Here is an 11519-nt window from a genome sequence, read left to right as displayed (position 1 = left end):
GCCCTGGCCGTGTGCGCGACCGCCCTGGCCGCCGCGTCCACCCTGGGCGCCGCCCGGTCGCTGGTTGCGTCCGCCGCCGTTCGACGCGGGCGCGGCCGCCTTGGGGGCGGGGGTGACGTGCGGTGCGATGTCGCCGACCAGGTCGAGCACGTGTGCGGAATCCGCGGTGCTGCGGAGGGGGGTCACCTTGATCGCGGCCTTGCGCATCAGGACGGCGAGGTCCTTGCGCTGCTCGGGCAGCACGACCGTCACGACGTCGCCGGCGCTGCCCGCGCGTGCGGTGCGACCGGAACGGTGCAGGTATGCCTTGTGTTCGGCGGGCGGATCGACGTGGACGACCAATTGCACGTCGTCGACGTGGACGCCGCGCGCTGCGACGTCGGTGGCCACCAGCACGCGTGCCTCACCGGCGGAGAACGACGCGAGGTTGCGGTCACGGGCCGCCTGCGACAGGTTGCCGTGCAGGTCGACCGAGGGGATTCCCGCCTCGGTGAGCTGACGGGCCAGCTTGCGGGCCTGGTGCTTGGTGCGCATGAACAGGATCCGGCGTCCGGTCCCGGACGCCAGCCGCTCGACCAGCTTGCGCTTGGATTCGACGCCGTCCACGTCGAACACGTGGTGCGTCATGGCGGCGACGGGCGAGTTCGCCTCGTCGACCGAGTGCAGGACCTCGTTCTTCAGGAACCGCTTCACCAGCTTGTCGACGCCGTTGTCCAGCGTGGCGGAGAACAGCAGCCGCTGCCCGTGCTGGGGGGTCGCGGTGAGGATGCGGGTGACGACGGGCAGGAAGCCGAGGTCGGCCATGTGGTCGGCCTCGTCGAGCACGGTGATCTCGACGGCGTCGAGGCTCACGAACTTCTGCTTCATCAGGTCTTCGAGCCGTCCGGGGCACGCGACGACGATGTCGACGCCGGCCTTGAGCGCGCTCACCTGACGGTTCTGGGAGACACCACCGAAGATGGTGGTGACCCGCAGGTCGTAGGCGGCGGCGAGGGGCTCGAGGGCTGCGGTGATCTGCGTGGCGAGCTCGCGGGTGGGGGCCAGGATCAGGCCCACCGGGCGACCCGGGCGACGCTTTCCGCCCGACAGTTCACCCGCGAGGCGGGACACCATCGGGATGGAGAAGGCGAGCGTCTTACCGCTGCCCGTCTTGCCCCGGCCGAGCACGTCGCGGCCCGACAGCGTGTCGGGGAGGGTGTCGACCTGGATGGGGAACGGGGAGGTGATCCCCTTGTCGGCGAGTGCTTTCACCAGTGGTTCGCGGACGCCGAGCGCAGCGAACGTCGTGTCGGGAGTATGTGTGTCAGACAAGTGGTCAGGCCTTTCGGGCACAGGGTTGTGCCCGGAGGGCCGATACGGAAGGTCTCCGTCGGAGCTCGAGCACAGGTTGGCGGCGTTGCCGGTCGGCAAGCTTCTTCGCCGTAAGAAGAGCGGATGCGGTGGTGCACATCCAACAGGATTCGGGTGACCGAACTGAATGCGTTCTACGACGCTCGATGACCGTCGTGGTCACCTAGTGATCGCCACTCTACCCGGTGGCAGCCGAACGGTCCGACCGAGGACTCACAAACCGACCCATTCCGAGGCCCCGTCGGCGAAATTCTGCCGCTTCCAGATGGGTACTTCGTGCTTGATCCGTTCGACCAGTTCGGCGCACGCGGCGAACGCCTCGGCGCGGTGTGGTGCGGCGACTGCGGCGACCACCGCGAGGTCGCCGACGGTGAGGGACCCGACCCGGTGGACGGCCGCCACGGGTAGTCCGGTGGACGCCGCGACCTCCTCGCAGACGGTACGGAGGAAGCGCTCGGCGTCCGGGTGCGACTGGTACTCGAGAGCCGAAACGGATTGTCCGCCATCGTGATTACGGACGACGCCGGTGAACACCACGACGGCGCCGTGCTCGGGCCCGGCCACGGCGGCGTCGACGACGGCGGGATCGAGGGGCTGATCCGAGATCTGGGCGAGGATGTCACTCATCGTGCGCACCTCCGCCTGCGACCTGAGCGAGGAGGTGGTCGACGATGGGATCGAGGACGGACAATCCGTCCTTGACGCCACCCGGCGAGCCGGGCAGATTCACCACCACTGTGCCGTTCGCCACACCGGCGAGTCCGCGGCTCAGCGAGGCGTGCGGGGTCACCGCCGTCCCGCGGTTCCGGATGGCGTCGGCCACACCGGGGAGTTCTCGGTCGAGCACCGCACGGGTGGCCTCCGGGGTGGCATCCGTGGGGGAGACGCCGGTACCGCCGGTACTGATGATCAGCGCCGGATTGCCGGACAGTGCGTCGGCGAGGCCGGCGGCGATGTCGGCGTCCGCGTAGACCAGCGGACCCCGCGTGGTGAAGCCACGGTCCTCGAGCCACGCGGCGATCACCGGGCCGGTCGTGTCTTCCCGAGTACCCTTCGCGCCGCCGGTCGAGGCGACCAGAACGGCCGCGGATCGCGATGTCACCGTGGGGATTCCGGTGCTCTGCTGCTCACGCGTCCAGTGTCCGCGTTTGCCGCCGTCCTTGGTGAGCAATCGGACACCGTCCAGTGTCGCGGCGGGGTCGACGGCTTTCACCATGTCGTGCAACGTCAATCCGGCCACCGCCACGGCGGTGAGGGCCTCCATCTCGACGCCCGTCGGGCCCTTCGTCTTCGCGGTGGCCTCGATCGTGATGGCATCGCCCGTGAACCCGAACTCCAGCTTCACCGACGACAGCGCGAGCTGATGGCACAGCGGAATCAGCTCGGACGTTTTCTTCGCCCCCGAGATCCCGGCGATCCTGGCCGTCGCGAGAACGTCCGCCTTGGGCAGATCGTCGGCCCGCACCAGTTCGATCACCGCGGGTGTGGTGACCAACTGCCCGGCAGCGACTGCAATTCGGGTCGTGTCCGCTTTCGCGCTCACATCGACCATGCGGGCGCGGCCCTCGCTGTCGAGGTGCGTCAGGTCGCTCATAGGGGGATCACCTTCACGAGTTGTCCGGCGTCGAGCGCGGTGACGTCGGCGGGAACGTCGAGGAGGACGTCCGCCCATGCCATCGCGGCGACGAGATGGGAACCGGGGCCGGACACGAGTTCGACCCCGGCGTCGGTGCGGCGTGCGCGGAGGAATTGCCGCTTGCCGGGAATGGAGGTGACGGCCGCGGCAAGCGGCAGCTCCTCGGGTTCGGTCGGAGGGAGCCCGGCCGCGCGCCGGATCTCGGGACGCGCGAACACCTCGAACGAGACGAGGGTGCTCACCGGGTTACCGGGAAAGTTGAGGACGGGCGTACCGTCCACGACGGCGGTGCCCTGCGGGCCGCCCGGTTGCATCGCGACGTGACCGAACTGTGCGCCGAGCGGCGAGAGCGTCTCCTTGACCACCTCGAAGTCGCCCATCGACACCCCGCCGGAGGTGAGGACGAGATCGGCGGTGGTGGTCGCCTCCGCGAGCAGGGTCCGGAACTCGGCCGGGTCGTCGCCGCTGCGGGTGATCGAGACGACCTCGGCGCCGTTGGCCCTGGCGCTCGACGCGAGGGCGATTCCGTTGGAGTCGTAGATCTCTCCGGGGTGCAGTGTGGTCCCGGCGTCCACCAGTTCGGCGCCTGTGGTGATCACGGCGACGCGGGGACGCGGACGCACCGGGACGCGCTGCAGGCCGACGGCGGCGAGGACGGCGATGTGCCGGGCGGCGAGAACACTGCCGACGGGCAGCAGGAGCGTGCCCTCCTGGACGTCGCTGCCGCGCTCGCGCACGAATTCGCCCGCGGTGCGCGAGCGTTCGATGCGGACCTGTCCGTCCGTGGTCTCCGTGTCCTCCACCGGGACGACGGCGTCGGCGCCGTCGGGGATCGGCGCACCGGTCATGATCCGGTAGGCGGTCCCGGGTGTGTGGGTGGTGGCGCCGGCCGGTCCCGCGGCGATCACGCCCAGCACCGGCAGCACAGCCGGGACCGACGCGACGGATGCGGCGTCGACCGCGTATCCGTCCATCTGCGAATTCCGGAACAACGGCAGGTCGACGGGGGAGTGGACGTCGGCGGCGAGGGCGCGCCCGAGCGCCTCGCCGAGCGGAATCTCCTCGGCCGGGCGCTCCTGGAGCGTCGCGAGGAGTTCGGCGACGTGCTGGGCGTGCTGCTCCACAGAGCGTGCGGTCACGATGTTCCTCCGGCCATGGTCACCAATCCTAGGCACCCCGCCAACGGAGCGACGAGGGCACCGCGCCGGACAACGGTCACCCCCTCGCGGCATACTGGACAGATGCAGCGAAAGGCAACTCGATGACGGCCGTGGCGATGGGTATCCCGACTGTCCGGTCGTCGGTCTCGCTCGACGGGAGACCCGACGTCGACCAGCTGGTCGACCGGTTCGGCCGGGTCGCGCGGGACCTGCGGGTGTCCATCACCGAGAAGTGTTCGCTGCGCTGCACGTACTGCATGCCCGAGGAAGGCCTGCCCGCCATTGCGGCGGAGAACCTCCTCACCGCGAACGAGATCGTCCGGCTCGTCGATATCGCCGTCCACCGGCTCGGTGTGCGCGAGGTGCGGTTCACCGGGGGCGAGCCGCTGATGCGGGTGGATCTCGAGCAGATGATCGCCGGGTGCGCCGAGCGGGCACCGGGGATCCCGCTGGCGATGACCACCAACGCGGTCGGTCTCGAGCACCGCGCGGCCGGGCTCGCCCGCGCCGGACTGACGCGGGTCAACGTCTCCCTCGATTCGGTCGATCGTGAGCACTTCGCGAGACTGACGCGGCGCGACCGGCTGCCGTCGGTGATCGCCGGTATCCGCGCCGCCGCCCGGGCCGGACTGGCGCCGCTGAAGATCAATGCGGTGCTCATGCCCGAAACGCTCAGTGGAGCGGCCGATCTCCTGGAGTGGTGCCTGAGCGAGGGCGTCGCGCTGCGGTTCATCGAGGAGATGCCGCTCGACGCCGATCACGAGTGGGCACGCGAGAACATGGTCGCCGCCGACCGGTTGCTGGCCGTCCTCGGCGAGCGGTTCACCCTCACCGAACACGGGAGGGAAGATCCGTCGGCGCCCGCCGAGGAGTGGCTCGTCGACGGCGGACCGGCCACGGTCGGGATCATCGCGTCCGTCACGCGCTCGTTCTGCTCGGACTGCGACCGCACCCGTCTCACGGCCGAGGGAACGGTACGGTCGTGCCTGTTCAGCGACCAGGAGATCGACCTGCGGGCGGCCCTGCGGTCGGGTGCGGGCGACGAGGAACTGGCGCAGTTGTGGCGCGGCGCGATGTGGAACAAGTGGGCAGGCCACGGAATCAACGCGGACGGCTTCGCCCCGCCGCAACGGAGCATGGGAGCAATCGGTGGTTGACGTGACAGGCATTTCCGTTCGGTACTTCGCGGCCGCCGCCGACGCGGCGGGCTGCACCAAGGAAACTCTCGACCTCCCGGTCGGCGCCGACCTCGGCCAGGTGAAAGAACATCTCCTCGCCAAGTACGGACCCGAGATGCAGCGGGTTCTGTCGGTCTCCGCGTTCCTGGTGGACTCCGAGCTGACGCGCGACCTGACCCGCACCGCCGGTACGCAGGTGGACGTGCTGCCGCCGTTCGCCGGCGGCTAGCGGGCCGCGTTCACGGAGTCGGCCAGCCACCGGTCGAACGTGATCGTTCCGAACCGATTGTCGGGCACCAGGTTCGATCCCTCTCGAAAGAACTGGCCCATCGCGCCCGGAAGAGGCACGGTCACGACGAACCCGTGCGTCCCGGTGGCCTTCTTCCACGCCGCCGTCAGATCGCGGGCGGTGCGAACCTCCGGTCCACCGATCGTGATAGTCCCCTCCGGCGCCGGTTCGGCGGCCAGGGCGGCGTCGACCAGCGCGGTCGCGACATCCCTGGTGTCGATGGTCTGGAAGTTCGTCTTGGAGAACGCGGGGATCAACCCGGCCCGGCTCGCCGGCTTCGCGATCATGGGAATGAAGTCGTGGAACTGGGTCGCCCGCACGATCGACGTCTCCATCGCGGCGCTCTCGTAGACCCGTTCCTGCTTCCGCTTCGCCTGGTAATAGGGGAATTCGCTGCGGTCGACGTTGACGATGGAGAGCAGCACGGCGCGCCCGACTCCCGCGCCGTCCGCGGTCGCGAGGAGGTTCTCGGCGCCTTTCTCCAGCACGGCCCGGGTGCCGCGGGTCTTGCCGTCGGTGGTGTCCACCACGACGTCGACCCCGTCGAGTGCTTCGGCGAGGCCCTCACCGGTGACGAGATCACCGTGGAAATGGGCGATCTCGCTGCCCGGCGCACCGCCGTGCCGGGTCAGGACCCGGACGGAGTGACCGCGCGCGAGAAACTCCTTGACCACCTGCCGGCCCGCAGTGCCGGTACCGCCCGCGACGAGCGCCTGGACCATCGGGTCACCGCCACCACGTGTCGAGCGGGGTCACCGGGACCGTGCGCTTGTGGCGRGTGTTCAGGAACATCGTCTCCAGCTTCTGCGCGACGGCGTCCGGCACGTCCTTGCCTTCGAGGTAGTCGTCGATCTGGGCGTACGTGACTCCCAGCGCTTCCTCGTCCGGGAGGGCGGGGCGATCGTCCTCGAGGTCGGCGGTGGGGACCTTCTTCCACGTGCTCTCGGGTGCGCCGAGTTCGCGCAGGAGTGCGGCGCCCTGACGCTTGGACAACCCGGTCAACGGGGTGACGTCCACGCCGCCGTCGCCGAACTTGGTGAAGAAGCCGGTGATCGCCTCCGCGGCATGGTCGGTGCCGACGACGAGATACCCGAGCTGGCCGGCGATCGAGTACTGGATCACCATGCGTTCGCGGGCCTTGATGTTTCCGCGGACGAAGTCGCGGAGTTCGCCGCCGTCGCCGATGATGTCGCGGAGCGCCTCGGACGACTCCTTCGCGGTGGCGTCCGCGCCGGGCTTCACGTTGACGACCACCGACCGGTCGGGCTTGATGAAGTCGAGGGAGATCTGCGCGTCGGACTCGTCCGCCTGGGTGCCGTAGGGCAGCCGCACGGCGACGAACTCGGCGTCGTGGCCCTCGTCGCGCAGTTCGCTCGCCGCGAGCTGCGCGAGGCGTCCGGTGAGGGTGCTGTCCTGACCGCCGCTGATACCCAGGACGAATCCTTTGGCCGGGGTCGACAGCAGGTAGTCCTTCAGGAACTGAACACGTTTGCGGATCTCGTCGGCCGCATCGATGGTGGGCCGGGCACCGAGTTCCTCGAGGATCTGCGCACGTAGATTCGCCATGACAGAACTCTAGCGAGTGCCCCTGACGAGCGCAGGGTACGGTTCCGCGCATGAGTAGATCGGACGTTCTGGTGGTCAGCGCGACCAAGGCGGAGGCGGTGCACGTCCCGCCCGAGTTCGAGGTCCTGATCACCGGGATCGGCAAGGTGAGCGCCGCCGTGGCCGTGGCGTCCGCACTCGCCGACTACCCGCGAACGGACAAGCCGCTCGTCGTCAACATCGGCACCGCCGGTGCGTTGCACGAGCATCACAGTGGCCTGTTCACGCCGTCGACCGTCCTCAACCACGACATCAGTGGCGACGCCATCCGAGCACTCGGCCACGAGGTGGCCGATCTCCTCGCCCTGCCGGACGGCGACGGTTCGGTGCTCGCGACCGGCGATCTGTTCGTGTCCGACGCCGGCGTGCGCGACGTGCTCGCCCGCAGGGCCGACCTCGTCGACATGGAGGGTTTCGCCGTCGCCTATGCCAGCGCTCGCGGCGGCGCCCGGTGCCGGCTGGTCAAGCACGTCAGCGACACGGCCGACGACTCGGCACTGGACTGGCCCGCCCGGATCGATGYGAGCGCCCGGGAACTCGGTCGCTGGCTGGCGGCTCTCTAGCTCGCCCGCAGTGTCAGCCCGATCCCGTCGCTGTTGACCAGTCGCAGCGAGTCCGAATGGACGCTGTAGCCCGTCTCCCCGGTCAACGCGGCGAGAACGGCACGTTCGACCTCGGACACATCCGGGGGGCACGCCATCCGGGTGGTGGCCCAGGGCCCGAACGAGATCGAACTCCGCTGCACGTCCGCGGTCCCGGTCATGCGGTTGCAGCCGGTGAAGCCGGACGCCGAACCGTCGCCGGCGATGAGCAACTGGGGTGCCGTCCTTTCCAATGCCTCCGTCGTCGTGACCGCGTCCGGACTGATCAGCGCGGTGACCGTCCAGGTGGTCCCGACGACGGGCCGATCCGGCCGGACGACCTTCTCGTCGGTCAGCGTCACCGAAGCGGTGGGGGTGGTGAGGGTGAGTGTGTCGCCGCCGAGAGTCCAGTTCGGTTGCGCGTCCAGCAGCGCCGCCACCCAGGCGTCCGCGCCGGCGGCCTCGCCCGGACACGCCATCAACGTCATCGCGAGCGGTCCTGCCACGACCTTCCCGCCGGACAGGTCCACGTCGGCGCTGCCCTGATTGCATCCGGCCTCGACGGAGAGGCGTCCGGGGTCGGTGAAGCCGAGCACGAGCGGCCCACCGCCGGGAATGGGGTCGCCCTCGACGGAGGTGGAGACGTAGGTGCGGCCCGCCGGATCCGGCGGGCCGGGCTGCGCGTCCCCGGCGCAGGCGGTGAGCGAGGCGAACGTCAGGAGGCCGAGAACGGTCGCGGTGGTGCGCATTCCCCGAGGTTAGACAAATTGTCCGGATCCGGGATCAACATCGGGTGACGCGCCGGATCAGGTCCTCCCAGGCGGCGCCGAGCCGCTCCACGGACATCCCGAGGTCGCGCAATTCGTGCAGTACCAGCGTGGCTTCGAGGGGTGCGAGCAATGAGCAGGCGAGCAGTTCGTGGTCGCCCTGCACCCCGGCCGCGCGGAGCAGGGACACGACGTGGCGCACGGAGACCGCCCGGGCGGGTGCGGCGAAACGGAACTCGAGGGAATTCTCGGCCGCGCGCTGGACCTCACCCTGTACCTCGACGATCGCGATGCGGGCGTGCCCGAAGGCGATCAGTCGGTCGATCGGGTCGGCGCCCGGTCCGAGCGGCGGTGGACCGAACATGAAGGACTGCTGGAGTTCCCGTTCGGTGTGGTCGAGGAGTGCGTGCATGAGGCCCGACCGGCTGYCGAACCGGCGGAACACTGTGCCCTTGCCCACACCGGCCTTGCAGGCGACCGCGTCCATCGTGACGGCGTCGACGCCGCGCTCCGCGACCAGCAGCGCAGCCGCGTCGAGCAGACGACGCCGATTACGTGCGGCGTCTCCGCGTTCCGGGGGATCGACCCCGATCTGGGGCAGCAGGGGACTGGTCACGCCTCGCATCCTACCGTGACGGGAACATAAGTGGACCGCGGTCCGTTTAGTTGCTATACATGTTCACGAGTCGCCCTACGCACCATCGAAGGATTATTGACATGTCACAGACCAACGTTCTCGTTCTCGTCGGCAGCCTCCGCGCCGCCTCGGTCAACCGTCAGCTCGCCGAGACCGCGATCGCCGTGGCGCCCGACGGTGCCGAGGTGACCGTGTTCGACGGCCTCGGAGACGTCCCCTTCTACAACGAGGACATCGACGTCGCCGGTTCCATCCCCGCCGTCGAGGCGCTGCGTGAGGCCGCCGGCCGCGCCGACGCGCTCCTGCTCCTCACGCCCGAGTACAACGGCACCATCCCCGCCGTCCTCAAGAACGCCATCGACTGGATCTCCCGGCCGTACGGCACCGGCGCCGTCAAGGACAAGCCCGTCGCCGTCATCAGCGCCTCACCCAGCGGCAACGGTGCACAGTGGGCGCACGAGGACACCCGCAAGGCCGTCCGCATCGCAGGCGGCAAGGTCCTCGAGGACGTCACCCTCGCCATCGGCGGCACCATCGACAAGTTCGGTGACCGGCACCCGCGCGAGAACGCCGAGGTCGCGCAGCAGGTTGCCGACGTCGTCGCCAGCCTCGTCGACGCCACGAAGCAGCTCGTCGACGCCTGACGATCCGCTCGCGCGCGGCGCCGTCGTCGCTACAGCCCGGTCCGATCCAGGGCTGCGTCGACGGCGTCGCGCACCGAGTCGAAGTCTTCACCGGCCGCCAGGGCAGAGTCCCTGGCGGCTTCTATCTGTTCGCGCACCGTCTCGTACCGGGTGACCCACTCCTCCTTGTTGTCGCGCCAGTAACCGATGACGTCGTAGCGGTCCGCATGCCAGCCCAGGTCATGTCGTAACCAGCGCCGCACCACCCGCGACACCTTCGCCTCGCCCGCGAACCACACGTATCCCGGTGCATCCGGGCGCGGCCAGTCGCGGGCCGCCTCGGCGAGCAGACTGTCGCCGGCGCCGTTTCCGCTCCCGTCCAGCCACGTCATGGTCAGCGCGGCATCGGTGGCGAACTGCTGCCGGTCCTCGGGGGTCGTGACCTCCGCGATGACGTGCACCCGCGGCGAGCCGGGCAATTCCTCGAGTATCCGGCCGACGGCGGGCAGTGCCGTCATGTCGGCGAGGAGGAGTTGCCACTCGGAATCGGCGGGCGGCGCGTACCACCCCGAGGCGGTGGAGAACCCGAGCGTCTCACCGGGGCGCGCGCGAGCGGCCCAGTGCGCCGCGGTTCCGCCCGCGTGGACGGCGAAATCGATGTCCATCTCCAGGGCGTCCGGATCCCAGCGGCGGACGGTGTAGCTGCGCTTCTCCGCGCCGTCGGGTGGGAAGGCCAGGAGCAGGCGCTCGTCCGGCCGCCCGCTGGACTCGAATCGACCGAGATCTCCGCCCGCGAGGGTGATCCTCTGCATGTTCGGCGTCACCCGCGTCGTGCGCGCCACGGATGCCGACCAGGGGAGGTGGTCCAGGGAGTCGTCGGACATGCGCTCACGGTACCGGGGCCGGCAGGCAGTTACCGGTCGGCAAGCATGGGGAGCACGTCGTGTGCGACGCCCCGGTGTGCCCGGCCGCGGGCGGTCGGGGAGCGGTGTCTCCGGGTGGGGCGAGGGCTGCGCTCGGAGGGTGCCGCCATGGTCCGGCGGAGTCGTCTCCGGCCGGTGCGGGCGGTGCTCTCCCGAAGGACGTAAGCTCCCGGAGCGTCTACGTAGACCTCATACCATCCGCCACTCGTGTGGCGGGCGTCTGAGATGTACGTGTGTCACGGCTACCCGTATCACCGTGCGGTGGTGTGGGTTGAACCGTGTCCCACACCGACGCTTGTGGCGCAGGAACATGCCGTTTCGGAGTCACCCCCATCCACGGTGTCACGGTGGGCAGGCTGCGGCGGACCCGGCGATGCCGCGGCGTGCTCGGTGTCGGAGTGTTCTTGTCGCGACACTTGCGCACCGGCGCATGCTCGGCGCCCCGGACCGCGGGCAACTGCCCACGCCGACGAGTGACTTTGCCTTTACCGAGCAGTGCGCGTTTGGCCAGGTTCACCCCGGCGATGTGGTCGCGGTTGCCGCCGACCCGGCAGCCCGGGCACCACGCGTCGTGGTAGCCGCCGGGGCGGGCAAGCGGTTCGTCGCAGCCCGGACACAATGCGGACGATCCCCGGGCCGGCACCGAAACCACCGTGATCCCGGCACCCGCGGCGGTGTGCGCGAGGGCGGCGACGGCTTGGCGGCGGGCGGACTGCGCGGCCCGATTGTTGTTGACCCGTCCGTGTCCGCGGGTCTCGAGGGTGCTGAGA

General features: G+C 69.8%; 14 protein-coding genes. 4 read left to right on the top strand and 10 right to left on the bottom strand.

Going from position 1 to position 11519, the window contains the following annotated elements; genetic code table 11:
• The 4 genes from AC1D1G_RS33430 to AC1D1G_RS33415 all read right to left on the bottom strand — a co-directional run.
• Positions 1 to 1311: DEAD/DEAH box helicase (locus AC1D1G_RS33430; protein WP_477955425.1), on the bottom strand; the 1311-nt coding region annotated here is incomplete at its 3' end.
• A 252-nt stretch (positions 1312 to 1563) separates the two neighbouring features.
• Positions 1564 to 1977, bottom strand: a complete 414-nt coding sequence (locus tag AC1D1G_RS33425; protein ID WP_280781687.1) for a molybdenum cofactor biosynthesis protein MoaE — start codon at positions 1975 to 1977, stop codon at positions 1564 to 1566.
• Complete coding sequence (moaCB, locus tag AC1D1G_RS33420) at positions 1970 to 2944, bottom strand: bifunctional molybdenum cofactor biosynthesis protein MoaC/MoaB (protein WP_280781688.1); 975 nt, start codon at positions 2942 to 2944, stop codon at positions 1970 to 1972. The genes AC1D1G_RS33425 and moaCB overlap by 8 nt, the downstream gene beginning before the upstream one ends.
• Positions 2941 to 4125 carry a molybdopterin molybdotransferase MoeA gene (locus tag AC1D1G_RS33415; RefSeq protein ID WP_280781689.1) on the bottom strand — a complete coding sequence of 395 codons (1185 nt, stop codon included), beginning with the start codon at positions 4123 to 4125 and terminating at the stop codon, positions 2941 to 2943. Before AC1D1G_RS33415 ends, moaCB begins: the two co-directional genes overlap by 4 nt.
• 122 nt (positions 4126 to 4247) lie before the next feature.
• Between AC1D1G_RS33415 and moaA the strand changes: the two genes are divergently transcribed.
• Both moaA and AC1D1G_RS33405 read left to right on the top strand, forming a co-directional pair.
• Positions 4248 to 5303, top strand: coding sequence for a GTP 3',8-cyclase MoaA (moaA, locus tag AC1D1G_RS33410; protein ID WP_477955422.1), 1056 nt, complete (start codon positions 4248 to 4250; stop codon positions 5301 to 5303).
• The gene (locus AC1D1G_RS33405; RefSeq protein ID WP_283335257.1) at positions 5296 to 5553 is read left to right on the top strand and encodes a MoaD/ThiS family protein; all 258 of its coding nucleotides are present in this window, start codon (positions 5296 to 5298) and stop codon (positions 5551 to 5553) included. The genes moaA and AC1D1G_RS33405 overlap by 8 nt, the downstream gene beginning before the upstream one ends.
• On the opposite strand, the gene AC1D1G_RS33400 is transcribed toward AC1D1G_RS33405, so the two are convergent.
• Complete coding sequence (locus AC1D1G_RS33400) at positions 5550 to 6335, bottom strand: SDR family oxidoreductase (protein ID WP_280781691.1); 786 nt, start codon at positions 6333 to 6335, stop codon at positions 5550 to 5552. The genes AC1D1G_RS33405 and AC1D1G_RS33400 overlap by 4 nt on opposite strands.
• Before the next feature lie 4 nt (positions 6336 to 6339).
• Positions 6340 to 7179 (bottom strand): ammonia-dependent NAD(+) synthetase, encoded by an 840-nt coding sequence (gene nadE, locus AC1D1G_RS33395; protein WP_005240272.1) that lies wholly within the window; start codon positions 7177 to 7179, stop codon positions 6340 to 6342.
• Positions 7180 to 7229: 50 nt separating this feature from the next.
• On the opposite strand from nadE, the gene AC1D1G_RS33390 reads away from it, so the two are divergent.
• Positions 7230 to 7781, top strand: a complete 552-nt coding sequence (locus AC1D1G_RS33390; RefSeq protein WP_477955421.1) for a nucleosidase — start codon at positions 7230 to 7232, stop codon at positions 7779 to 7781.
• On the opposite strand, the gene AC1D1G_RS33385 is transcribed toward AC1D1G_RS33390, so the two are convergent.
• On the bottom strand, positions 7778 to 8548 hold the full coding sequence (locus AC1D1G_RS33385) for an META domain-containing protein (RefSeq protein ID WP_283335260.1): 771 nt from the start codon (positions 8546 to 8548) through the stop codon (positions 7778 to 7780). The genes AC1D1G_RS33390 and AC1D1G_RS33385 overlap by 4 nt on opposite strands.
• Positions 8549 to 8582: 34 nt before the next feature.
• Positions 8583 to 9182 (bottom strand): TetR/AcrR family transcriptional regulator, encoded by a 600-nt coding sequence (locus AC1D1G_RS33380; RefSeq protein ID WP_477955420.1) that lies wholly within the window; start codon positions 9180 to 9182, stop codon positions 8583 to 8585.
• A 101-nt stretch (positions 9183 to 9283) separates the two neighbouring features.
• On the opposite strand from AC1D1G_RS33380, the gene AC1D1G_RS33375 reads away from it, so the two are divergent.
• The gene (locus AC1D1G_RS33375; protein WP_280781694.1) at positions 9284 to 9847 is read left to right on the top strand and encodes an NAD(P)H-dependent oxidoreductase; all 564 of its coding nucleotides are present in this window, start codon (positions 9284 to 9286) and stop codon (positions 9845 to 9847) included.
• Positions 9848 to 9876: 29 nt separating this feature from the next.
• Here the strand turns inward: AC1D1G_RS33375 and AC1D1G_RS33370 are convergent, their stop codons facing one another.
• Positions 9877 to 10710: a siderophore-interacting protein gene (locus AC1D1G_RS33370; RefSeq protein WP_418340894.1), complete on the bottom strand. Its 834-nt coding sequence runs from the start codon at positions 10708 to 10710 to the stop codon at positions 9877 to 9879.
• A gap of 217 nt (positions 10711 to 10927) precedes the next feature.
• Positions 10928 to 11519, bottom strand: a 592-nt coding sequence (locus tag AC1D1G_RS33365) for a zinc ribbon domain-containing protein (protein WP_477955419.1), incomplete at its 5' end; no start/stop codon positions are given.

It is taken from the genome of Rhodococcus sp. P3_B8, from assembly GCF_056402775.1.
This window is presented reverse-complemented; position numbering and strand designations above follow the sequence as displayed.